The 23122-nt window shown below is 63.4% G+C and carries 26 protein-coding genes; 24 read left to right on the top strand and 2 right to left on the bottom strand.

Going from position 1 to position 23122, the window contains the following annotated elements; translation table 11 throughout:
• The 7 genes from MKI88_RS18870 to thiE form a co-directional block, all read left to right on the top strand.
• A partial coding sequence (locus tag MKI88_RS18870) for a transketolase family protein (protein ID WP_241633103.1) occupies nucleotides 1-880 on the top strand: 880 nt, incomplete at its 5' end.
• Nucleotides 881-893: 13 nt separating this feature from the next.
• On the top strand, nucleotides 894-1901 hold the full coding sequence (gene gap, locus MKI88_RS18875; protein WP_241633104.1) for a type I glyceraldehyde-3-phosphate dehydrogenase: 1008 nt from the start codon (nucleotides 894-896) through the stop codon (nucleotides 1899-1901).
• Nucleotides 1902-1957: 56 nt separating this feature from the next.
• Nucleotides 1958-2368 carry an MOSC domain-containing protein gene (locus MKI88_RS18880; RefSeq protein WP_241633105.1) on the top strand — a complete coding sequence of 137 codons (411 nt, stop codon included), beginning with the start codon at nucleotides 1958-1960 and terminating at the stop codon, nucleotides 2366-2368.
• Between the two features lie 23 nt (nucleotides 2369-2391).
• The gene (locus MKI88_RS18885; RefSeq protein WP_241633125.1) at nucleotides 2392-3549 is read left to right on the top strand and encodes a phosphoglycerate kinase; all 1158 of its coding nucleotides are present in this window, start codon (nucleotides 2392-2394) and stop codon (nucleotides 3547-3549) included.
• Between the two features lies 1 nt (nucleotide 3550).
• Nucleotides 3551-3973 (top strand): VOC family protein, encoded by a 423-nt coding sequence (locus MKI88_RS18890; RefSeq protein WP_241633106.1) that lies wholly within the window; start codon nucleotides 3551-3553, stop codon nucleotides 3971-3973.
• Between the two features lie 127 nt (nucleotides 3974-4100).
• Nucleotides 4101-4994 carry a fructose bisphosphate aldolase gene (locus MKI88_RS18895; RefSeq protein WP_241633107.1) on the top strand — a complete coding sequence of 298 codons (894 nt, stop codon included), beginning with the start codon at nucleotides 4101-4103 and terminating at the stop codon, nucleotides 4992-4994.
• Between the two features lie 127 nt (nucleotides 4995-5121).
• Nucleotides 5122-5805: a thiamine phosphate synthase gene (thiE, locus tag MKI88_RS18900; RefSeq protein ID WP_241633108.1), complete on the top strand. Its 684-nt coding sequence runs from the start codon at nucleotides 5122-5124 to the stop codon at nucleotides 5803-5805.
• Here thiE and MKI88_RS18905 read toward each other — a convergent pair.
• Nucleotides 5780-5983, bottom strand: a complete 204-nt coding sequence (locus MKI88_RS18905) for a hypothetical protein (RefSeq protein WP_241633109.1) — start codon at nucleotides 5981-5983, stop codon at nucleotides 5780-5782. The two genes, thiE and MKI88_RS18905, sit on opposite strands and share 26 nt — an antisense overlap.
• A 172-nt stretch (nucleotides 5984-6155) precedes the next feature.
• On the opposite strand from MKI88_RS18905, the gene efp reads away from it, so the two are divergent.
• The gene (efp, locus tag MKI88_RS18910; protein WP_119763995.1) at nucleotides 6156-6719 is read left to right on the top strand and encodes an elongation factor P; all 564 of its coding nucleotides are present in this window, start codon (nucleotides 6156-6158) and stop codon (nucleotides 6717-6719) included.
• Nucleotides 6720-6828: 109 nt separating this feature from the next.
• Complete coding sequence (locus MKI88_RS18915; protein WP_241633110.1) at nucleotides 6829-7650, top strand: inositol monophosphatase family protein; 822 nt, start codon at nucleotides 6829-6831, stop codon at nucleotides 7648-7650.
• A 37-nt stretch (nucleotides 7651-7687) separates the two neighbouring features.
• Here the strand turns inward: MKI88_RS18915 and MKI88_RS18920 are convergent, their stop codons facing one another.
• Nucleotides 7688-8161 (bottom strand): YbjN domain-containing protein, encoded by a 474-nt coding sequence (locus MKI88_RS18920; protein ID WP_241633111.1) that lies wholly within the window; start codon nucleotides 8159-8161, stop codon nucleotides 7688-7690.
• A gap of 188 nt (nucleotides 8162-8349) precedes the next feature.
• Between MKI88_RS18920 and MKI88_RS18925 the strand changes: the two genes are divergently transcribed.
• The 15 genes from MKI88_RS18925 to nuoN are packed head-to-tail and all read left to right on the top strand — an operon-like array spanning nucleotide 8350 to nucleotide 23104.
• Complete coding sequence (locus MKI88_RS18925) at nucleotides 8350-8724, top strand: NADH-quinone oxidoreductase subunit A (protein WP_241633112.1); 375 nt, start codon at nucleotides 8350-8352, stop codon at nucleotides 8722-8724.
• Nucleotides 8715-9266, top strand: coding sequence for an NADH-quinone oxidoreductase subunit B family protein (locus MKI88_RS18930; RefSeq protein ID WP_281063762.1), 552 nt, complete (start codon nucleotides 8715-8717; stop codon nucleotides 9264-9266). The genes MKI88_RS18925 and MKI88_RS18930 overlap by 10 nt, the downstream gene beginning before the upstream one ends.
• A gap of 1 nt (nucleotide 9267) precedes the next feature.
• On the top strand, nucleotides 9268-10149 hold the full coding sequence (locus MKI88_RS18935; RefSeq protein WP_241633113.1) for an NADH-quinone oxidoreductase subunit C: 882 nt from the start codon (nucleotides 9268-9270) through the stop codon (nucleotides 10147-10149).
• On the top strand, nucleotides 10149-11384 hold the full coding sequence (locus MKI88_RS18940; RefSeq protein WP_241633114.1) for an NADH-quinone oxidoreductase subunit D: 1236 nt from the start codon (nucleotides 10149-10151) through the stop codon (nucleotides 11382-11384). The genes MKI88_RS18935 and MKI88_RS18940 overlap by 1 nt, the downstream gene beginning before the upstream one ends.
• Entirely contained in the window at nucleotides 11381-11590 is a 210-nt protein-coding gene (locus tag MKI88_RS18945; RefSeq protein ID WP_241633115.1) for a hypothetical protein, read from the top strand. Before MKI88_RS18940 ends, MKI88_RS18945 begins: the two co-directional genes overlap by 4 nt.
• Nucleotides 11591-11605: 15 nt before the next feature.
• Nucleotides 11606-12271, top strand: a complete 666-nt coding sequence (gene nuoE / locus MKI88_RS18950) for an NADH-quinone oxidoreductase subunit NuoE (RefSeq protein WP_241633116.1) — start codon at nucleotides 11606-11608, stop codon at nucleotides 12269-12271.
• The gene (nuoF, locus tag MKI88_RS18955) at nucleotides 12265-13578 is read left to right on the top strand and encodes an NADH-quinone oxidoreductase subunit NuoF (protein ID WP_241633117.1); all 1314 of its coding nucleotides are present in this window, start codon (nucleotides 12265-12267) and stop codon (nucleotides 13576-13578) included. Before nuoE ends, nuoF begins: the two co-directional genes overlap by 7 nt.
• A 2-nt stretch (nucleotides 13579-13580) precedes the next feature.
• Nucleotides 13581-15593, top strand: a complete 2013-nt coding sequence (gene nuoG / locus MKI88_RS18960; protein ID WP_241633118.1) for an NADH-quinone oxidoreductase subunit NuoG — start codon at nucleotides 13581-13583, stop codon at nucleotides 15591-15593.
• Entirely contained in the window at nucleotides 15590-16639 is a 1050-nt protein-coding gene (nuoH, locus tag MKI88_RS18965) for an NADH-quinone oxidoreductase subunit NuoH (RefSeq protein WP_241633119.1), read from the top strand. Before nuoG ends, nuoH begins: the two co-directional genes overlap by 4 nt.
• On the top strand, nucleotides 16636-17121 hold the full coding sequence (nuoI, locus tag MKI88_RS18970; RefSeq protein WP_407073386.1) for an NADH-quinone oxidoreductase subunit NuoI: 486 nt from the start codon (nucleotides 16636-16638) through the stop codon (nucleotides 17119-17121). Before nuoH ends, nuoI begins: the two co-directional genes overlap by 4 nt.
• A gap of 33 nt (nucleotides 17122-17154) precedes the next feature.
• Complete coding sequence (locus MKI88_RS18975) at nucleotides 17155-17766, top strand: NADH-quinone oxidoreductase subunit J (protein WP_241633120.1); 612 nt, start codon at nucleotides 17155-17157, stop codon at nucleotides 17764-17766.
• Nucleotides 17763-18068: an NADH-quinone oxidoreductase subunit NuoK gene (gene nuoK, locus MKI88_RS18980; protein WP_241633121.1), complete on the top strand. Its 306-nt coding sequence runs from the start codon at nucleotides 17763-17765 to the stop codon at nucleotides 18066-18068. Before MKI88_RS18975 ends, nuoK begins: the two co-directional genes overlap by 4 nt.
• A gap of 7 nt (nucleotides 18069-18075) precedes the next feature.
• Complete coding sequence (gene nuoL, locus MKI88_RS18985; protein WP_241633122.1) at nucleotides 18076-20127, top strand: NADH-quinone oxidoreductase subunit L; 2052 nt, start codon at nucleotides 18076-18078, stop codon at nucleotides 20125-20127.
• Complete coding sequence (locus tag MKI88_RS18990) at nucleotides 20124-21665, top strand: NADH-quinone oxidoreductase subunit M (protein ID WP_241633123.1); 1542 nt, start codon at nucleotides 20124-20126, stop codon at nucleotides 21663-21665. The genes nuoL and MKI88_RS18990 overlap by 4 nt, the downstream gene beginning before the upstream one ends.
• On the top strand, nucleotides 21665-23104 hold the full coding sequence (gene nuoN / locus MKI88_RS18995; protein WP_241633124.1) for an NADH-quinone oxidoreductase subunit NuoN: 1440 nt from the start codon (nucleotides 21665-21667) through the stop codon (nucleotides 23102-23104). The genes MKI88_RS18990 and nuoN overlap by 1 nt, the downstream gene beginning before the upstream one ends.
• Nucleotides 23105-23122 lie beyond the last annotated feature (18 nt).

Consider the following 23122-nt stretch of genomic DNA (forward strand, 5'->3'; position numbering starts at 1 on the left):
CGAGACGATCGGTGGCTCGGCCGACCTCACCGGTTCGAACAATACCAAGACCAAGGCGACCGGTCCGCTCACGAGGGACGATTATTCGGGCCGCTATGTCTATTACGGCATTCGCGAATTCGGCATGGCCGCCGCGATGAACGGCATGGCGCTGCACGGCGGTGTCATCCCCTATGGTGGCACCTTCCTCGTCTTTTCGGACTATTGCCGTCCCGCGATCCGTCTTTCCGCGCTGCAGCAGACGCGCGCCATCTATGTGATGACGCACGATTCGATCGGCCTGGGCGAAGATGGCCCGACGCACCAGCCCGTCGAGCATGTCATGTCGCTGCGCGCTATGCCCAATGTGGACGTGCTGCGCCCCGCCGACGTCATCGAGACCGCCGAGTGCTGGGAACTGGCGCTCGCGCGCAAGGACGGGCCCTCGCTGCTCGCGCTGACCCGCCAGAATTTGCCGCAACTTCGCACCGACGCATCGGAGAACCTGTCGGCAAAGGGCGCCTATCGCCTGCGCGCGGCAAAGGCCGCTCGCAAAGTCGTGCTGATTGCCACTGGCTCCGAGGTCGAGATCGCCGTTGGCGTTGCCGACCTGCTCGAGGCCGAGGGTGTCGGAGCCGACGTCGTGTCGATGCCGAGCTGGGAGCGTTTCGCCGAACAGGATCCGGGCTACCGTGCCGAAGTGATCCCGGCCGCTGCGCTGCGCGTCTCGATCGAGGCTGGCACCACCTTTGGCTGGGAGCGCCACACCGGTACTGACGGCCTGCGCTTTGGCATCGACGGCTTCGGTGCGTCGGCTCCCGCCGGCGACCTTTACGAGCATTTCGGACTTACCCCCGCGAAGATCGCGCCCCAGGTTCTGGCGGCGCTCAACTCCATCTGAAGGAGACAGGAATATGGCAGTCAAAGTCGCGATCAACGGTTTCGGGCGCATCGGCCGCCTGGTGGCGCGCGCGATCCTCGAGCGTGCTGACAGCGGTCTCGAACTGGTCGCGATCAACGATCTCGCGGATGCCAAGGCCAACGCGATGCTCTTCAAGCGCGACTCGGTCCATGGCGCTTATCCCGGCACCGTTGAGGTCGATGGCAACGACATCCTGGTCGACGGCAAGCGCATCCGCGTGACCGCCGAGCGCGACCCTGCCAAGCTTCCGCACAAGGAACTGGGCGTCGATATTGCTCTGGAATGCACCGGCTTCTTCACCAATCGCGAGAGCGCGCAGAAGCATCTCGATGCGGGCGCCAGGCGCGTGCTGATCTCGGCGCCGGCCAAGGGCGTCGATCTGACCGTCGTCTATGGCGTGAACCATGACAAGCTGACGGCCGAGCATGTGATCGTCTCGAACGCATCGTGCACGACCAACTGCCTCGCGCCGGTCGCCAAGGTGCTGAACGACACCGTCGGCATCGAGCGCGGCCTGATGACCACGGTGCACGCCTATACCAACGACCAGAAGATCCTCGACCAGATCCACGAGGATCCGCGTCGTGCGCGCGCCGCTGCGATGTCGATCATCCCCACGACAACGGGCGCTGCGCGTGCGGTGGGCGAGGTGCTGCCCGAGCTCAAGGGCAAGCTTGACGGCTCGGCAATCCGCGTGCCGACCCCCAACGTCTCGCTCGTCGACCTCACCTTCACGCCCAAGCGCGACGTGACGAAGGACGAGATCAATTCGATCCTGAAGGCCGCTTCGGAAGGCGCGCTCAAGGGCGTGCTCGCCTATACCGACGAGCCGCTGGTCTCGATCGATCTCAACCACAACCCCGCCTCGTCGACGGTCGACAGCCTCGAAACCGCGGTGCTCGAAGGCAAGCTCGTCCGCGTCGTTTCGTGGTACGACAATGAATGGGGCTTCTCGAACCGCATGGTCGACACCGCCGGCGCAATCGGCAAGCTGATCTGACCATGCAGCACGGCCGCCTGATCGGGATGGCGCGCCGCTCTGGTCCAAGGGCTCCGATGGAAACGCTCGAAAGCGGGCGGATCGGAACCCTGTTCGGGCTGGAGGGCGACCATCGCGGTCGGGTGCGGCCGGGCAAGATCGCGAAGCGACAGGTGACGATCCTCGCGCGCGAGGATTGGGATACGGCGTGTGCGGAGCTGGGCATGCAAGTGCTCTGGACCGCACGCCGTGCCAACCTCTTCATCGAGGGGCTGAAACTGCCGCGCCGCGCGGGCGACATCGTCGCGATCGGCGATGTGCGGCTCGAAATCATGCTGGAAACCGATCCATGCCAGCGCATGGATGAGGCGGCGCCGGGCCTTCAGGACGCGCTAAGGCCCGACTGGCGTGGCGGCGTCTGCTGTCGCGTGCTCGAGGGCGGCGATATTACGCTGGGCGACACGATCAGGATTGAGGAAAAACCGTGAGGAAATTCAAGACGCTCGATGACATGGGCGATATCGCTGGCAAGCGCGTGCTCGTCCGGGAAGACCTGAACGTGCCGATGGCCGATGGCAAGGTGACCGACGATACGCGGCTGCGTGCCACGCTCGCCACGGTCACCGAACTCGCGGACAAGGGCGCGATCGTTCTCGTGCTCGCGCATTTCGGCCGCCCCAAGGGGCCGTCGGCCGAATTCTCGCTGGCGCAGATTGTGCCAGCCTATCAGGCGGTGATCGGCCGTCCCGTCGGCTATGTCGACTGGGAGGGCGACAAGGACTCCGTCGCCGGACTCAAACCCGGCGATATCGCTGTGCTGGAGAACACGCGCTTCTTCAGTGGCGAGGAGAAAAATGAACCGGCCGTCGTCGAGCGCTTTGCCGCGCTGGGTGATCTGTACGTCAACGATGCCTTCTCGGCCGCGCACCGCGCGCACGCCTCGACCGAGGGCCTGGCGCACCGGCTGCCTTCCTTTGCGGGCCGCGCGATGGAAGCCGAACTCGACGCGCTCGACAAGGCGCTGGGGAGTCCGGAGCATCCTGTCGCCGCGGTCGTTGGCGGCGCGAAGGTTTCGACCAAGCTCGATGTGCTGAAGCAGATGGTCGCCAAGGTCGACCACCTCATCATCGGCGGCGGCATGGCCAACACCTTCCTCGCCGCGCGCGGCGTCGATGTCGGCAAGTCGCTGTGCGAGCATGACCTGACGGGCACTGCTGAGGAAATTCTGGACGCTGCGGAAAAAGCCGACTGCATCGTGCACCTGCCCTATGATGTGGTGGTGGCGAAGGAATTCGCCGCCAATCCGCCGACGCGCACGGTCAACGTCCACGAGGTCGCGGCCGACGAGATGATTCTCGATGTCGGCCCCGCAGCAACTGAAGCGCTGGGTGATGTGCTCAAGACGTGCCGTACGCTGGTCTGGAACGGTCCGATGGGCGCGTTCGAGATTGCGCCCTTCGACACCGCCACCGTTGCGCTCGCGAGAACCGCGGCGGCGCTCACCAGGGAAGGGTCGCTGGTCTCGGTCGCAGGGGGCGGCGATACGGTCGCCGCGCTCAATCATGCCGGCGTTGCCGCCGATTTCACTTTCGTTTCCACCGCCGGAGGCGCATTTCTCGAGTGGATGGAGGGCAAGGAATTGCCTGGCGTGAAGGCACTGGAGAGCTGAGATGATCACGATCCGGGACATCGATCACGTCGTGTTCCGGGTCCATGACCTCGAGACAATGGCGCGCTTCTATACCGAGGTACTCGGTGCGCGCTTCGAGAAATATCAGGAACATGTCGACCTGTATCAACTGCGGATCGGCAATTCGCTGATCGACCTGATCCCCGCGGACGGAAAGCTCGGCAAGCTGGGCGGCCCGCCGCCGGGCCGCGACGGTCACAATGTCGATCACGTCTGTTTTCGCGTGCTCCCCTGGGACGAAGCCGCGATCCGCGAACATCTGTCGCATCATGGGATCACCGAGATCGAGGTCGTCTCGCGCTATGGCGCCGAAGGCGAGGGGCCAAGTATCTATCTGACCGATCCCGAGGGCAACCATCTGGAGCTCAAGGGGCCGCCATGGCCGCCTGAGCGGGCGGTCTGACGCACGACCGGCTCCGCTCACGGCAAAGCCGCGCCTGCAAACTTCTGTCCAACGCTGCCATAGTTGCCGATGCGGGAGGCCTCGCCTAACAGCGCGCGGGAACTACGATCATCCGGTTGGAGGAAAAATGGCGGACGGCAAGATGGCGGAACAGATGGGCAAGGGCGCAGGCTTTATCGCCGCGCTCGACCAGAGCGGCGGCTCGACGCCCAAGGCGCTCAAGGGCTACGGCATCGAGGAAGGCGCCTGGTCGAACGACGAGGAGATGTTCGGCCTCATCCACCAGATGCGCAGCCGCATCATCACTTCGCCGGCGTTCACCGGTGAGAAGGTGATCGGCGCGATCCTGTTCGAGCGCACGATGGACGGCCAGGTCGATGGGAAGCCCACCCCGCAGGCGCTGATCGACAAGGGTGTCGTGCCCTTCATCAAGATCGACAAGGGGCTCGAGGACGAGGCCAATGGCGTCCAGCTGATGAAGCCGATGCCCGAGCTCGACGCGCTGCTGGCGCGTGCCAAGGGACTTGGCGTGTTCGGCACCAAGGAGCGCTCGGTGATCAACCTCGCCAATCGCGAGGGCATTGCCGCCATCGTGAAGCAGCAGTTCGAAGTGGCGCAGCAGGTTATTGCCGGCGGCCTCATTCCGATGATCGAGCCCGAGGTCAACATCAAGAGCCCCGAGCGTGCGGAAGCCGATCAGATCCTGCTCGAAGAGACACTCAAGGCGCTCGATGCGATGCCGGGCAACGACAAGGTCATGCTCAAGCTTTCGATCCCCGCAAAGCCCGATCTGTTCAAGCCGCTGGTCGATCACCCGCGCGTGCTGCGTGTCGTCGCGCTGTCGGGCGGTTTCTCGCGCGCTGAGGCCTGCACCGAGCTTGCCAAGAACCAAGGCATGATCGCGAGCTTCTCCCGCGCGCTGCTTTCGGATCTTCGCCATGGCATGAGTGAAGCGGAGTTCGACGCGTCGCTGGGGAGCGCGATAGACGAAATCCATCAGGCTTCGACCGTCAAGGCCTGAACGGGCGCCGTTGTGGATGCGATGACGCTCACGAAGAGCTGGCGCATCCGCAAGGGCGAGGAATGAGTACTGCGCCAAAGTGTCTTATCCGCTTTCGCGGACGCGACACTTTGGCTAGTGCGGCGAAATGACCGACGAAGACGACGACCTCCAGCTCGACCCCAATTTCGCCGACCGCTTCGAGCGCGATCCGCGTCGGCCGAAGTGCCAGCTTTACCTGATCTCGCCGCCCACGATCGGCGACGATTTCGCGGGCACGCTGGCCGCGGTGCTCGAGGCTGGCCCGGTGGCGGCGTTCCAGCTCCGGCTGAAGGGGCTGGACGATCACGCCATCGCGCGGCTTGCCGAGCCGTTGCAAAAGATCTGCGCGGACCACGAAGTCGCCTTCATCATCAACGACAGCATTGCGCTGGCCAAGCGCCTCGGCGCCGACGGCGTCCATCTTGGTCAGGAAGATGGCGATGCGCGTGAAGCGCGCCAGATCCTCGGTCCCAACGTCCAGATCGGCGTCACCTGCCATGACAGCCGCCATCTCGCGATGGAAGCGGGCGAGGCGGGGGCTGACTATGTCGCTTTTGGCGCGTTCTACGAGACGCAGACCAAGGAAACCCACCATCGCCCCGATCCGTCGATCCTGAGCTGGTGGACGACCGTCTTCGAGCTGCCCTGCGTCGCGATTGGCGGGATCACGCCGGACAATGCGAAGCCGCTGATCGACGCGGGCGCGGATTTCCTCGCGGTGAGCGGCGCAGTCTGGAACGATTCCGACGGCGCTGCGGCGGCGGTCAGGAAGTTCGCGGCGCTTCTTTGACGGGCTGCCCGTCGCCATAGTCGATCACGCAGAAGCGAGCGGCGTAGCGTTCCCAGTCGGAAAGCTCGCCCTCGCTGTGCTGACGCGAAGCGCCGTCATAGCTTTCGGGTGCCCGCGCAAGGCCGAAGCAACCTGCTGCCGGCGCCCGGCTTCGATGCTGTTCGCGTTCGACTATCATCGTCCCGTCCGCCTTTACCCACCCGCTTACGCTCAACCCGGATTCGAAATTTACGATTCCTGAGCATCGGTGTCTTGCACGGATTCGACGTCGCTTCTGTCACCCGGCTTGCCTCGAACGCGGCATCGCTATAGAGGCCGCGTGCAAATTTCTTTGACATGCGAGAGCACCCATGAAGATCAGCGGCGTGGACATTCGTCCCGGCAACATCATCGAATATGAAGGCGGCATCTGGCGCGCCGTGAAGATTCAGCACACCCAGCCCGGCAAGGGCGGCGCCTTCATGCAGGTCGAGATGAAGAACCTCATCGACGGCCGCAAGAACAATGTCCGCTTCCGCTCGGCCGAGACCGTGGAGCGCGTGCGCCTCGACACCAAGGACTTCCAGTTCCTGTTCGCCGACGGCGAAACGCTGACCTTCATGGACAAGGACACGTACGACCAGATCACGCTGCCGCGCGACCTGCTCGGCGATGCGGCCGCGTTCCTGCAGGACGGCATGGACGTCGTGATGGAACTCTATGACGAAAAGCCGATCTCGGTGCAGCTGCCCGATCAGATCGAGGCGACGATCGTCGAGGCGGATGCGGTGGTGAAGGGGCAGACCGCCTCGTCCTCGTACAAGCCGGCAATCCTCGACAATGGCGTTCGCATCATGGTTCCCCCGCACATCGCTTCGGGCACGCGCATCATCGTCGATGTCTATGCCCAGGAATATGTGAAGCGCGCGGACTGAACGAATTCCCTTCCCGCTTGCGGGAAGGGGCAGGGGCGAGTCACTCTCCCCGAATATTTCTCATTCCCACCCCCGTCCCCTCCCGCCCGCGGGAGGGGGGAGATTGTCTATGGTATCCCATTCCGGCCTTCTGACGGTCATGGAGCGCGCGGCGCGCAAGGCGGCGCCGCGGCTTCGTCGCGACTTCAACGAGGTGCAGCACCTCCAGGTCTCCAAGAAGGGGCCGGCGGACTTCGTTTCGATGGCCGATCAGCGCGCCGAGCGCACGCTGTATGACGAGCTGCTGAAGGCGCGGCCGGACTGGGGCTTCCTGATGGAAGAAGCCGGCGAGATCCCGGGCAATCCCGACAAGCCGCGCTGGATCATCGATCCGCTCGACGGCACGTCGAACTTCCTGCACGGCATTCCGCATTTCGCGATCTCGATCGCGGTCGAGGAGCCGCGTCCCAATGGCAGCCGCGAGATCACCAGCGCGCTCGTCTATCAACCGCTAACCGACGAGAGCTTCTGGGCCGAAAAGGGCAGGGGCGCCTGGTTGCAGGACCAGCGCCTGCGCGTGTCATCGCGCCGTCATCTCGACGAGGCACTGATCGCCACGGGTATTCCGTATATGGGGCACGGCGACTTCGCGCAGTGGACCAAAATCTTTGCGGCGATTGCGCCCGAGGTTGCGGGCGTCCGTCGCTTCGGTTCGGCGTCGCTCGATCTCGCATGGGTCGCGGCTGGCCGTTATGACGGTTTCTGGGAAAGCGACCTCCAGCCCTGGGATGTGGCGGCGGGCATGCTGCTCGTGCGGGAGGCGGGCGGCTTCGTCACCGATTTCCGCGGCGGTGACCGTCCGATGGAGCGCAAGGAATTCCTTGCCGCTAACGACACGCTGCATTCCAAGCTGCACAAGCTGCTGGCGGGGGCACTCAAGGCGCCACGCTGAGTGTCTGTGGAGCGCCGCCCGTGCGGCGCTCATGATTCTATTTCTGCAGAAAATCGCGGAACTTGGGGATCGAGGCGATGAAGATGTCGAGATTGGCGTAGAAATTCTCGCGGGGAATTCCTGCGAAATCCATGTCGACATCCATTTCGATCACAGGGTCGCCGTCGCGATCGACATAGGCGCGCGCGAAACGGCGCGTGCTGTTCCACTCGTTGATCTTGTCCAGCGAGACGTTCTTCACGTCCTTGAATCCGGTATAGAACTGGATTGTCGTGCAGCCCGTCTTCCCGCCGCTTTCGCAGTTGAGGAAGAAGATCGTGATCGGCACGCCGGAGTCGGCGCTGCGAATATAGTTGCCGTCCGTCCCTTCGATCATCTCGGCCTTGTAGCCCTTGTCGCGGAGCAGGGTCACGAACTTGCCCTGATCCCTGGGCGAGATCATTTCGGCCTGTGCCGATGTCGCCGCCGCCATGACGAGCAGCAGCGGGATTGCGAAGTGCATGGGCCGCATAATTTCCCCCTTGTCGCGAGCTGTTGAAGAGTCGTTGGTCGGGCCATCGCTGTCAACGGTGCGTCACGTCGCGAAAACCCGCAGAAATCCGTCAAATTGCGAATCATTCTCAGAGTTTCCAAGCCTTGCTTCGCGGGTGCAGCAGTCCTAGAAGCCGCGCCAGAAACTCTTAGCGTAACGAGAGTCCCTTGGTCGATCTGTCGCAATATCTGCCGATCCTGCTCTTTCTGGGCGTGGCATTGGTCCTTTCCAGCGTGTTCGTCTTCGCGCCGATGGCGGTTTCGCGCCTGACCGGCGCGCATAAGCCCGATGCTGAAAAGCTGTCCGAATATGAATGCGGGTTCCCCGCATTCGAGGATTCGCGCAGCCAGTTCGACGTGCGGTTTTATCTCGTCGCGATCCTCTTCATCATTTTCGATCTTGAAGCGGCCTTCCTGTTCCCATGGGCGGTTTCGCTCGACGAGATCGGATGGACCGGCTGGGCTGCTATGATGATCTTTCTGGGCGAGCTCGTGCTCGGCCTTGTCTATGCGTGGAAGAAGGGAGCGCTGGAATGGGAGTGACACTCACGCCAACGGCGCCCGGCATGCCCGCGCCCGGCACGGCGCCGGATCAGGCGTTTTTCAAGGATCTGAACGGTGAACTCGCCGACAAGGGCTTCCTCGTCACCTCGACGGAAGACCTTTTCCAGTGGGCGCGTACCGGCTCGCTCTGGTGGATGACCTTCGGCCTCGCCTGCTGCGCGGTCGAGATGATCCATGTGAACATGCCGCGCTATGACATGGAGCGCTTCGGTGCTGCCCCGCGCGCGTCTCCGCGCCAGTCCGACGTGATGATCGTCGCGGGCACGCTCTGCAACAAGATGGCCCCCGCGCTCCGCAAGGTCTACGATCAGATGTCGGAGCCCAAATACGTCATCTCGATGGGCAGCTGCGCCAATGGCGGCGGCTACTATCACTACAGCTATTCGGTGGTGCGCGGCTGCGATCGCATCGTGCCCGTGGACATCTATGTCCCCGGCTGCCCGCCGACTGCTGAGGCGCTGCTGTACGGCATCATGCAGCTTCAGCGGAAGATCCGCCGTTCGGGCACGATAGAGCGCTGATATGGGAAGTCCTGCACCCAAATACGCCACCAATGAGGGCGTGATCGATGCCGTACGCGCTGCCATCGGTGGCGCCTTTGTCGATGGCGTTGAAGCCGTTGGCGAGGTCGCGATCACCGTGAAGCGCGAGGCGCTGGTCGAGGCAATGACCGCGCTGCGCGACGTCTGTCATTACCAGCAGCTCATGGAGATCGCGGGCGTCGACTGGCCGCAGAACCTCGAGCGGTTCGAGGTCGTCTATTGCCTGCTGTCAGTGACGAAGAACCACCGCATCCGTGTCCATGTGTGGACCGACGAGGAAAAGCCGGTGCCCAGCGTCACGGGCATCTGGCCCGTTGCAGGCTGGCTCGAGCGCGAGGTGTACGACATGTACGGCGTGCTCTTTTCGGGCAATCCCGATCTGCGCCGCATCCTCACCGACTACGGCTTTCGCGGCCATCCGCAGCGCAAGGACTTTCCGCTCACCGGTTTTGTCGAGCTGCGCTACTCGGAAGAGGCGAAGCGCGTCGTCTATGAACCCGTCAAGCTGGCGCAGGATTTTCGCACCTTCGATTTCATGAGTCCCTGGGAAGGCGCCGAATATGTGCTGCCGGGCGACGAGAAGGCAAAGCTGCCCGAGGCCAAGGGGGCTCCGACCCCGCTGAAGGCCGACGAGATCAAGAAGGCTGACGCGCCCAAGACCGAGGCCAAGGCCCCGCCGCCGACGCCCAAGGTGACCGAGAAGAAGGAAGATACGGGCGCGGGCGAGCCTGCCAACAAGGAAGCCGCGAAGAAGTCGGCTGCCGCGAAGAAGGCGCCCCCCAAGGCCGAGACCACGAGCAAGGCACCGGTGAAAAAGCCTGCGGCGAAGAAGCCGAAGGCCTCGCCGGGAGGTAAGAAATAATGGCTGACCATCTCCAGGAACTCGAAGCGCGCGTCGATGCCGAAAAGCCGACACCAGGTGATGTCGAGATCCAGAACTACACGATCAACTTCGGCCCGCAGCATCCAGCGGCGCACGGCGTGCTGCGGATGGTGATGGAACTGGACGGCGAAATCGTCGAGCGTGTCGATCCGCATGTCGGATTGCTCCACCGCGGCACCGAAAAGCTGATCGAATACAAGACCTACCTGCAGGCGCTGCCCTATTTCGACCGGCTCGACTATTGCTCGCCGCTGGGCATGGAATACAGCTATGTCCTCGCGATCGAGAAGCTGCTCGATCTCGAAGTGCCGCTGCGCGCACAGTATCTCCGCGTGTTCTTCGCGGAGCTGACGCGCATCTGCAACCATATGCTCAACCTCGGATCGCACGTCATGGACGTGGGTGCGATGACGCCCAATCTGTGGCTGTTTGAGATCCGTGAGGACTGCCTCAACTTCTTCGAGCGGATGTCGGGCGCGCGCATGCACCACGCCTATCTGCGCCCCGGCGGCGTCCACCAGGACGTGCCGCTCAAGCTGCTGACCGATATCGGTGAATGGCTCGACACGCGCCTGCCGCGCCTGTTCGAGGACGCGATCAGCCTGGTTGCCGACAACCGCATCTTCAAGCAGCGCAATGTCGATATCGGCGTCGTCAGCAAGCAGGACGCGCTGGCTTGGGGTTTTTCGGGGCCGATGATCCGCGCCGCGGGCTTCCCTTGGGATATCCGTCGTGCGCAGCCCTATGACGTCTACGACCGGATGCAGTTCGACATCCCCACGGGCACCAAGGGCGATTGCTATGATCGCTTCATGGTCCGCGTCGAGGAAGTGCGTCAGTCCGCGCGCATCATGAAGCAGTGCCTCGCCGAAATGCCCGAAGGGCCGATCGCGAGCCTCGATCGCAAGGTCGTGCCGCCCAAGCGCGGTGAGATGAAGCGCTCGATGGAAGCACTCATCCACCACTTCAAGCTCTATACCGAGGGTTTCCACGTTCCCGAGGGCTCGGTCTATGTCGCGACCGAGAGCCCCAAGGGCGAGTTCGGCGTCTATCTGGTGTCGGACGGCAGCAACAAGCCTTACCGCTGCAAGATCCGCCCGACCGCCTTCTCGCACCTGCAGGCGATGGATTTCATGATGAAGGGACACATGCTCGCGGACACGACCGCGGTGCTGTCGGCGATCGACGTCGTGTTCGGGGAGTGTGATCGTTGAACGCACTTCCGACCCTTGTCCGGCTCGTGCAGTTCGCGGTTGTCGCGCTGGCGAGCTACATCGTGATCCGCATGCTTTCGGGCGCCTTTTCGGGCGCCGAGACTTCGTTCGATCGTGAGGATCTGATGCCCTTTGGCGCGCTGCTGATCGGCGCGGCAGTTGCAGGGCTGATCCGTTACGGGAAGCAACTCTATGATGATCGTTGATCGGTTGGTTCGATAATGGCTGACGCACCCCAAATCCCTGACGAGGCCGAGGTCCGCGCGCGCTGGGGCGATTTCGAATGGACCCCCGCCAACGCCACCAAGGTGAAGGAAATCATCGCGCGCTACCCCGCGGGGCGGCAGCAATCAGCGGTGATGCCGTTGCTCGACCTCGCGCAGCGCCAGGTGGGGCTTGAGACCAATACGCAGGGCTGGCTGCCCGTGCCCGTGATGGAATATATCGCGAAGCAGCTCGGCATGGCCTATATCCGTGTGTACGAAGTCGCCACCTTCTACACCATGTACAACCTCGCGCCCGTCGGCCGCTATCATGTGCAGGTCTGCGGCACGACGCCGTGCATGCTGCGCGGTTCGGACGATGTGTTCGCGGCGTGCAAGGCCAGGGGCATGTCCAAGGGACACACCACCGCCGACGGCCTCTTCACGCTCACCGAGGTCGAATGCCTTGGCGCGTGCGCCAACGCGCCGATGGTGCAGATCAACGACGACAACTACGAAGACCTGACCTTCGAGAGCATGGCCGCGATCCTCGACGCGCTGGCAAAAGGCGAGACGCCCAAGCCCGGCCCCCAGATCGACCGTCAGACGAGCTGCCCCGAGGGCGGCCCGACATCGCTCAAGGAAATGGCCTCCGCAAACCACGATTACAGGGGGCAATGGTGACCATCACGCCTCTTGCGGACAAGGACCGCATCTTCACCAACGTCTACGGATTCCAGCCGTGGAACCTGTCCGCGGCGCAGAAGCGTGGCGACTGGGACAACACCAAAAAGCTGATGGAAATCGGCCAGGACGCGATCATCGAGGCGGTCAAGGCCTCGGGCTTGCGCGGCCGCGGCGGCGCGGGCTTCCCGACCGGCATGAAGTGGAGCTTCATGCCCAAGGAAAGCCGCGACGGGCGCCCCAATTTTCTCGTCATCAATGCCGACGAATCCGAGCCCGGCAGTTGCAAGGACCGCGAGATCATCCGCCACGATCCGCACAAGCTGATCGAGGGCGCACTGATCGCGGGCTATGCGATGCGCGCGCGCGCCGCGTACATCTATATCCGCGGCGAGTTCATCCGCGAGGCCGAGACGCTCTTCGCCGCGGTTCAGGAAGCCTATGACAAGAAGCTGCTCGGCAAGAATGCCGCGGGCTCGGGCTATGATTTCGACGTCTTCGTCCACCGCGGCGCGGGCGCCTATATCTGCGGCGAGGAAACCGCGCAGATCGAAAGCCTCGAGGGCAAGAAGGGCCAGCCCCGCCTGAAGCCGCCATTCCCGGCGGGCGCGGGCCTTTATGGCTGCCCGACCACGGTCAACAATGTCGAGTCGATTGCGGTCGTCCCCACGATACTGCGGCGCGGCGCTACGTGGTTCTCGTCCTTCGGGCGCGAGAACAACAAGGGCACCAAGCTCTTCCAGATCTCGGGCCATGTGAACAAGCAGTGCGTCGTCGAGGAGACGATGGGGCTCACCTTCCGCGAACTGATCGACAAGCATGCCGGCGGTATCCGCGGCGGCTGGGACAATCTGCTCGCGGTGATCCCGGGCGGCTCCTCGGTCCCGCTCGTCCCTGCGGCGCAGATCATGGACGCGCCGATGGACTTTGACGGCCTGCGCGAACTCGGCTCGGGCCTCGGCACCGCCGCCGTCATCGTGATGGACAAGTCCACCGACATCGTCCGCGCCATTTCGCGCCTCAGCTATTTCTACAAGCATGAGAGCTGCGGCCAGTGCACGCCGTGCCGCGAGGGCACCGGCTGGATGTGGCGCGTGATGGAGCGGCTGCGCACCGGCGATGCAGACATTTCGGAGATCGACACGCTCTTCGAGGTGACCAAGCAGGTCGAAGGCCACACCATCTGCGCGCTCGGTGACGCGGCTGCCTGGCCGATCCAGGGCCTTATCCGCCACTTCCGCCCCGAGATCGAGCGGCGGATCAATGAGAAGCACGGCAGCGCCCCTGTGATGGAGGCCGCGGAGTAATCATGCCCAAGGTAACCGTAGACGGCATCGAACTCGAAGTCCCGCAGGGCGCCACCGTCCTGCAGGCTTGCGAGCTGGCGGGGAAGGAAATTCCCCGCTTCTGCTATCATGAGCGGCTGTCCATCGCCGGCAATTGCCGCATGTGCCTTGTCGAGGTGAAGCCCGGGCCGCCCAAGCCGCAGGCTTCGTGCGCGCTTCCCGCCGCAGAGGGACAGGAAATCCGCACCGACAGCCCGATGGTCAAGAAGGCGCGCGAAGGGGTGATGGAGTTCCTCCTCATCAACCACCCGCTCGACTGCCCGATCTGCGACCAGGGCGGCGAGTGCGACCTGCAGGACCAGTCGATCGCCTATGGCAAGGGTCATAGCCGCTACGACGAGAACAAGCGGGCCGTGACCGAAAAATACATGGGTCCGATCGTGAAGACCGTGATGACGCGCTGCATCCAGTGCACGCGCTGCGTCCGCTTCGCCGAGGAAGTCGCGGGCGTCGAGGAAATCGGCGCGATTGGCCGCGGCGAGAACATGCAGATCACGAGCTATCTCGAGCGCGCGGTGACCTCCGAGCTTTCGGGCAATGTCGTCGACCTCTGCCCCGTGGGTGCGCTCACCTCCAAGCCCTATGCGTTCGAGGCGCGTCCCTGGGAGCTCAAGAAGACGCTCGCCATCGACGTGATGGACGCGGTCGGCACCAATATCCGCCTCGACAGCCGCGGTCGCCAGGTGCTGCGCGCGCTGCCGCGCATCAACGAGGACGTGAACGAGGAATGGGCGTCGGACAAGACGCGCCATGCGGTTGACGGTCTCGTCCGTCGTCGTCTCGACCAGCCTTTCGTCCGCGTTGATGGCGCGCTGAAGCCCGCGAGCTGGGAAGAAGCGTTCGCCGCCATCGCCGAGGTCGCGAAATCGGCCAAGGGCAGCGTTGCCGCGATTGCCGGTGACATCGTCGATTGCGAGACGATGTACGCCGCCAAGGCGCTGGTGCGCTCGCTGGGCTCGGACCTGCTCGAAGGCCGCCAGACGGGCATGGCTTATGACGCGTCGAACCTTGGTGCGGTCAATTTCAACACCACGATCGCCGGGATCGAGGAAGCCGATGCGATCCTCATCATCGGCTCGAACGTCCGCTGGGAAGCGCCGCTGGTCAACACGCGTATCCGCAAGGCGGTCCGCAAGGGCGGGGCCAAGGTGTTCGCGGTCGGTCCAGAGGTCGATCTGACCTACAAGGTCGAATGGCTGGGCGAGGATCTTGGCGTTCTGGGCAAGTTGCCCAAGGCTGTTGCGGACGCGTTCAAGGATGCGAAGAAGCCCGCCGTGATCGTGGGTGGAGCAGGGTTGAAGGACGCACATGGTGCGGCGCTCGGTCTCGTTTCCAAGCTCGGCCTGGTCAGGGATGACTGGAACGGCTTCAATGTGTTGCACATGGCTGCCGCACGCATGGGCGGGCTGATGCTCGGCTACGCGCAGAAGGGCGGCATCGCCGATATTGTCGCGAAGAAGCCCAAGCTGGCCTTCTTCCTTGGTGCCGACGAGGTCGATTTCTCGAAGTTCGACAAGAGCTTCAAGGTCTATGTGGGCCATCACGGCGACGCGGGCGCACATGCGGCGGACGTGATCCTGCCGGGCGCGGCGTACAGCGAGAAGCCGGGCACCTATGTGAATCTTGAAGGCCGCGTCCAGCGCAGCGACCGTGCGGTCTTCGCACCGGGCGACGCGCGCGAGGACTGGACGATCTTCCGCGCGCTGTCGGCGGTGATCGGCCAGGCGCTGCCTTTCGACACGTTCGAGCAGCTTCGCGCGGCGATGGCGGCTGAGGTGCCCGCGCTGGGTGTCGAGGGTCTCGCGACCTATGCATGGGCGCCGCCCAAGCTCGACGCCAAGGCGGAAGGCACGATTTCGGCCTATCCGATCAAGGATTTCTACCTGACCAACGCGATCTGCCGCGCGTCCCCGACAATGGATCGCTGCTCGACCGAGCTGCTCCATGGCGAGCAGATTCTGGAGGCCGCGGAATGACCGAGTTTTTCCAGTCCACTCTGGGCTATGGCTTCGGCTGGTTTCTCGCCACGCTGTTGCTGATCCTGTTCATCGCGCTGCCGCTGATGCTCGCGGTCGCGATGATCATCTATGCCGACCGCAAGATCTGGGCGGCGATGGCGCTGCGCCGCGGCCCCAACGTCGTCGGGCCGCTCGGGTTGCTCCAGTCCTTCGCGGACGGCCTCAAGGTCTTCCTGCAGGAAACGATCATTCCCTCGGCCGCGAACCGGGGTCTGTTCCTGCTCGCGCCGATCATCACCTTCACGGTGGCGCTGATCGTCTGGGCGGTGATCCCCTTCGGTGAGGGCATGGTGCTCGCCGACATCAATGTCGGTCTGCTCTACATCCTCGCGGCCTCGTCGCTCGGCGTGTACGGCGTGATCCTTGCGGGTTGGGCGTCGAACTCCAAATATCCCTTCTATTCGGCCATTCGCGCGGCGTCGCAGATGGTGTCCTACGAAGTCTCGATCGGCTTCGTGCTGATTTCGGTCGTGCTCTTCGCGGGCACCTTCAACCTGACCGGCATCGTCGAGGACCAGAAGGGGCACATCTTCGGCGTCATCAACGCCTATGGCTTCAACCCGCTGCTCTTCCCGATGGCGGTGGTGTTCCTGATCTCGGCGCTCGCCGAGACCGCGCGCGCGCCCTTCGACCTGACCGAAGCGGAATCGGAGCTCGTCGCGGGCTACCAGACCGAATATTCGTCGATGAGCTTCGCACTGTTCTGGCTGGGCGAATACGCCAACGTCATCCTGATGTGCGCACTGAACGCGATCCTCTTCTGGGGCGGCTATCTGCCTCCGATCGACTGGGCGCCGCTCTACCTGGTCCCGGGCATCTTCTGGCTCTTCGCCAAGATCCTCGTCTTCTTCTTCATCTTCTCGTGGATCAAGGCGACGGTGCCGCGCTATCGCTATGACCAGCTGATGCGGCTTGGCTGGAAGATCTTCCTGCCGCTGTCGCTCTTCTGGGTCTTCCTCGTGTCCGGATATCTGATGCTTACGCGCTATGGAGGCGTATCATGAGCCTCGCCCATCTCGTAAAGACCTTCACGCTCTGGGAGTTCGTCAAGGCGCACTGGCTGACCTTGAAGTATTTCTTCAAGCCCAAGGCGACGATCAACTATCCCTACGAGAAGAACCCGCTCAGCCCGCGTTTCCGCGGCGAGCATGCGCTGCGCCGTTACCCGAATGGCGAAGAACGCTGCATCGCGTGCAAGCTGTGCGAGGCAGTGTGCCCCGCGCAGGCGATCACGATCGAAGCCGAACCGCGTGAGGACGGCAGCCGCCGCACGACGCGCTACGACATCGACATGACCAAATGCATCTATTGCGGCTTCTGCCAGGAAGCCTGCCCGGTCGATGCGGTGGTGGAAGGTCCGAACTTCGAGTTCGCGACCGAAACGCGTGAGGAATTGCTTTATGACAAGGCCAAGCTCCTCGCCAACGGCGACAAGTGGGAGCGCGCAATCGCCGCGAACCTTGCCGCCGATGCACCCTATCGCTAAGCGCCCACGGAACAGGGGAGCCTCGCAAGAGCCGTGATACAGATATTCGCCTTTTACCTGTTCGCCATCATGGTGATCGCCAGCGGTGCGCTGACGATCATGGCGCGCAACCCCGTGCACTCCGTGCTGTGGCTGATCCTCGCATTCTTCAACGCCGCGGGCCTGATGCTGCTCGCGGGCGCTGAATTCATCGCGATGCTGCTCGTCATCGTCTATGTGGGCGCGGTCGCGGTGCTTTTCCTCTTCGTCGTGATGATGCTCGACATCGATTTCGCCGAACTGCGCGCGGGCTTCGCCAATTACGCGATGTTCGGCGTTCTGCTCGCGCTCGTGCTCGTCGGCGAGATGATCTTTGCGGTCGGCGCCTGGCAGGCCGGGGGCATCGAGCTTGCCCAGCGCGTTTCGCCGATCCCAGCGGACCAGTCCAATATCGAGGCACTGGGGGCACTGCTCTACACGCGTTACCTCTACATTTTCGAGGCGGCCGGGCTTGTCCTGCTCGTCGCGATGATCGGCGCGATCGTGCTGACTCACCGTGCGCGCGGCGGCGTCCGTCCGCAGAACATCTCGGAACAGGTCAAGCGCCGTCCCCAGGACGCCATCCGCAATATCAATCAGCCCGTGGGGCAGGGGGTGGAGCTGTGATCGGCATCCAGCATTATCTGGTGGTGAGCGCGTTCCTGTTCGTGATGGGCGTGCTCGGCATCTTCATCAATCGCAAGAACGTCATCATCATCCTGATGGCGATCGAGCTGATCCTGCTCGCGGTGAACATCAACCTCGTCGCCTTCAGCGCCTATCTGGGCGACATGGTGGGGCAGGTCTTCGCGATGTTCGTGCTGACCGTCGCCGCCGGCGAGGCAGCGATCGGGCTTGCGATCCTGGTGATCTATTTCCGTGGCCGCGGCACGATCGCGGTTGATGACATCAACCGGATGAAGGGGTGAATTTCCGGTGACCTCCATCCACGCAATCGTCTTCCTGCCGCTGCTGGCAGCCATCGTCGCAGGGCTCGGTAACCGCGCTCTCGGCAACACCGTCGCCAAGTCGATCACCACCGCCGGCCTGTTCATCTCGTGCCTGCTGAGCTGGCCGATCTTCCTCGCGCATGTCGGCGGCGAAGTGCCCGCGCAGGTGATCCCGGTACTCGACTTCATCAAGTCGGGTGATCTGAACGTCCAGTGGTCGCTGCGCGTCGATACGCTCACCGCGGTGATGCTCGTCGTCATCACGACGGTCTCGGCGCTCGTCCACCTCTATAGCTGGGGCTATATGGAGGACGATCCGGATCAGCCGCGCTTCTTCGCCTATCTCTCGCTCTTCACCTTCGCGATGCTGATGCTCGTGACGGCCGACAACCTCGTCCAGATGTTCTTCGGCTGGGAAGGCGTGGGCCTCGCTTCGTATCTGCTGATCGGCTTCTGGTTCAGGAAGCCCTCGGCCAACGCGGCCGCGATCAAGGCGTTCGTCGTGAACCGCGTCGGCGACCTTGGCTTCATGCTGGGTATCTTCGGCACCTTCCTCGTGTTCGGCACCGTCTCGATCCCCGCGATCCTCGAAGCGGCGCCCGGCATGGCGGGTTCGACCATCGGCTTCCTCGGCTACCGCCTCGACACGATGACCATTCTCTGCCTGCTGCTGTTCGTCGGTGCGATGGGCAAGTCGGCGCAGCTTGGTCTGCACACCTGGCTTCCCGACGCGATGGAAGGCCCGACCCCCGTGTCGGCGCTGATCCACGCCGCGACGATGGTCACCGCGGGCGTCTTCATGGTCTGCCGCCTGTCGCCGATGTTCGAGACCAGCGAGACCGCGCTCACCTTCGTCACCTATATCGGTGCCGCGACCTGCCTGTTCGCCGCGACCGTGGGCACGACGCAGACCGACATCAAGCGCGTCATCGCCTATTCGACCTGTTCGCAGCTCGGCTACATGTTCTTCGCGGCGGGCGTCGGCGCCTATGGCGCGGCGATGTTCCACCTGTTCACGCACGCCTTCTTCAAGGCGTTGCTGTTCCTCGGCGCAGGCTCGGTGATCCACGCCATGCACCACGAGCAGGACATGCGCTATTATGGCGCGCTGCGTAAGCACATCCCGCTCACCTTCTGGGCGATGATGGCGGGCACGCTCGCGATCACGGGCGTCGGCATTATCGGCGTGTTCGGCTTTGCGGGCTTCTATTCGAAGGACGCGATCCTCGAGGCCGCCTTCGCTGCCGGCTCGACGGGCAAGCTCGCCTTCGCGGTTGGCGCGTTCGCGGCGCTGCTCACGAGCTTCTATTCGTGGCGCCTGATCTTCCTCACCTTCTTCGGAAAAGCCCGTTGGGAGGAATCCGAGCACATCCAGCATGCAGTGCACCATGTGGAAGAACATCGCGACGATCCCACCGAGGAGCATCATCGCGATCCGCATGACCACCTGCCGCATGAAGGCACTGCGGGTTACCACCCGCATGAAAGCCCGATCTCGATGCTCATCCCGCTTGGCGTGCTGACGCTCGGCGCGATCTTCGCGGGCTTCCTCTTCCATCACCAGTTCGTCGACGCCGAACACGGCGTCCACTTCTGGAACGGCAGCATCGCCTTCGACACGCACCTGATGCACGCGATGCATGAAGTGCCGCTGTGGGTGAAACTGACGCCGGCCGCGGTCATGCTGACCGGCCTGTTCATCGCCTGGCGCGCCTATATCGTGAACACCGACATTCCGGAGAAGTTCGTGGCCCAGTTCCGCGTCCTCTACGATTTCCTGCTCAACAAGTGGTATTTCGACGAGCTCTACAACCTGATCTTCGTGAAGCCTGCCTTTTGGTTCGGTCGCCTCTTCTGGAAGGGCGGCGACGAGGGGACGATCGACCGCTTCGGTCCGAACGGCCTCGCCGCGCTCGCGGTCAAGGGCAACGGGCTCACCGCGAAGCTCCAGTCGGGCTTCCTTGCCAGCTATGCCTTCGTCATGCTGATCGGCCTTGCCGCCGCGGCGACCTGGGCAGTGTGGGCGGTGGCGCAATGACGAACCAGCTCGGCTTTCCCATCCTTTCGCTGATGCTCGCCATCCCGATGGTGGCGGCAGTGGCGTGCCTTTACGTGAGCGCGCAGAACGCGCGGATGATAGCGCTGGTCGCGACGCTGGTCGACTTCGCGCTCGGCATCGTTCTGTGGGTCAATTACGACGCCAGCCTGCTCGGTGCGCAGTGGCAGTTCCAGGAATATGTGCCGGTCTTCGGCCGTTTCGCCTGGGCGCTCGGCATCGACGGTATCGCGCTGATGCTGATCATGCTCACGCTGTTCCTCATGCCGATCTGCATCCTCGCCTCGTGGGAGGCGATCGAGAAGCGCGTGCCCGAATACATGGCGGCCTTCCTGTTCATGGAAGTGCTGATGATCGGCGTGTTCGCGGCGCAGGACCTGTTCCTGTTCTACATCTTCTTCGAGGCCGGCCTGATCCCGATGTACCTGATCATCGGCATCTGGGGCGGTGCGAACCGCATCTACGCGTCGTACAAGTTCTTCCTCTACACGCTGCTCGGATCGGTGCTGATGCTGATCGCGATGCTGTGGATGGCGCGCGAGGCAGGGACGACCTTCATCCCCGAGCTGATGAACTACGACTTCCCGGTGGAAGCGCAGACGCTGCTCTGGCTGGCCTTCTTCGCCTCCTTCGCCGTCAAGATGCCGATGTGGCCCGTCCACACCTGGCTTCCCGACGCGCACGTGCAGGCACCGACCGCGGGTTCGGTGATCCTTGCCGGCGTGCTGCTGAAGATGGGCGGTTACGGCTTCATCCGCTTCTCGTTGCCGATGTTCCCCGAGGCTTCGGCCGAACTGATCTGGGTGATCTTCGGACTGTCTATGATCGCGGTTGTCTACACCTCGCTCGTCGCGCTGGTGCAGAACGACATGAAGAAGCTGATCGCCTATTCCTCGGTCGCGCACATGGCGATCGTGACGATCGGCCTGTTCGCCTTCAACCGTCAGGGCCTCGAGGGCGCGATGATTGTCATGCTTTCGCACGGCCTCGTCTCGGGCGCGCTCTTCCTGTGCGTCGGCGTGATCTACGACCGCCTGCACACGCGGGAGATCGACCGTTACGGCGGGCTTGCGATCAACATGCCCAAATATGCGCTGTTCTTCATGCTGTTCACGATGGCGTCGGTCGGCTTGCCCGGCACCAGCGGCTTTGTCGGCGAATTCCTGTCGCTTGCGGGCACCTACCAGGTGTCGAGCTTCGTGACGCTGATTTGCACTACCGGCATCATCCTTGGTGCCGCGTACATGCTCTACCTCTATCGCCGCGTCGCCTTTGGCGATCTCGACAAGGAGGATGTCCGCGCGATGCCCGATCTCTCGCACCGCGAGATGTGGCTGATGGCGCCGATCGCGGCAGTCGTGCTGTGGATGGGCGTTTATCCCGAGAGCTTCATGGCGCCGATGCGCAAGGATATCGGCACGCTGCTGGCGCGCATCGAACGCGCCAGGCCTGTTGGCGACGCGCAGCTCGCAGCCGGCAAACCTCAAGTCAAAGCTGACGCGCACGGGGAGGCGCACTGATGGATTACGCCGCTTCCCTCCAGATGGCGCTGCCCGAGGTCATTCTTTCGCTCGGCTCGCTCGTTCTGCTGATGATTGCTGCCTATGCGGGCGACAAGGCCACGCAGGCCATTAGCTGGCTTTCAGTGGCGCTGTTCGCTGCCGCGGGGCTCGCGCTGCTCGGTCCGGCAGGGCACGGTGGAGAGGCGTTTTACGGCCTCTACCGCGCCGATGCCTTCGCCGCCTTCGCCAAGCTGCTGATCTATATCGCTGCGGCTGTGTCGCTGATCGTCGCCCCGGGCTTCTTTGCCAAAAGCGGCGGATTGCGCGCGGAATATCCCGTCCTGATCGTGCTCGCCGCGGTCGGCATGGGGATGATGGTCTCGGCCGCCGACCTGCTGACGCTTTATGTCGGGCTCGAGCTCAACAGCCTTGCCGCCTATGTACTCGCGAGCTTCATGCGCCGCGACACGCGTTCGGCCGAAGCTGGCCTGAAATATTTTGTCCTCGGCGCGCTCGCTTCGGGCATCCTGCTCTACGGCATCACGCTGCTTTATGGCTTCTCGGGCACGACGATGTTCGAAGGTATCGCGGTTTCGATGAAGGACGGCCTGTCGAACGGCGAACTGTTCGGCCTGGTCTTCGTGCTCGCGGGCCTCGCCTTCAAGATCAGCGCGGTGCCGTTCCACATGTGGACGCCCGACGTCTATGAAGGCGCGCCCACGCCTGTCACCACCTTCTTCGCCAGCGCGCCCAAGGTTGCGGCGATCGCTCTTACCGTGCGGGTTGCCGTTGAGGCCATGGGTCCGGGATCGGACGCATGGCGCCAGATCGTGATCTTCGCGGCGCTCACCTCGATCGTGCTCGGCGCGGTGGCCGCGATCGGCCAGAACAACATCAAGCGCCTGCTCGCCTATTCGTCGATCAACAATGTCGGCTTCGCGCTCATCGGCCTTGCCGCGGGCACCGAAGAGGGCGTCGCTTCGGTGATGACCTATATGGCGATCTATGTCGCGATGACGCTGGGCAGTTTCCTCTGCGTGCTCCAGATGCGCGACCGCGATGGCAACCATGTCGAGACGATCTCGAGCCTGTCGGGGCTGTCGAGCACGCGTCCGGCGTTGGCGGCGGCGCTCGCCACCTTCATGTTCAGCCTTGCGGGCATCCCGCCGCTGCTCGGCTTCTGGGCCAAGTTCCTTGTATTCGATGCCGCGGTTGCCGCGGGCATGTGGCCGCTCGCCGCCATCGGTATCGCGGCCTCGGTGATCGGTGCCTATTATTATCTGAAGATCATCAAGACGATGTACTTCGACGAGCCGGCGCCCGCCTATGCGCCGTCGGAGAGCATCGTCGAGAATGGTCTGATCGCGGTCTCCGCGCTCTTCGTCTCGCCGCTGGGCTATTTCCTGATCCCGGCGCTGGGCGTGGCAACGATGAACGCCGCGAGAGCGCTCTTCTGACGATCATCCGTACCGTAG

Source organism: Sphingomonas sp. LaA6.9, assembly GCF_022601895.1.
Lineage (GTDB): Bacteria > Pseudomonadota > Alphaproteobacteria > Sphingomonadales > Sphingomonadaceae > Sphingobium_A.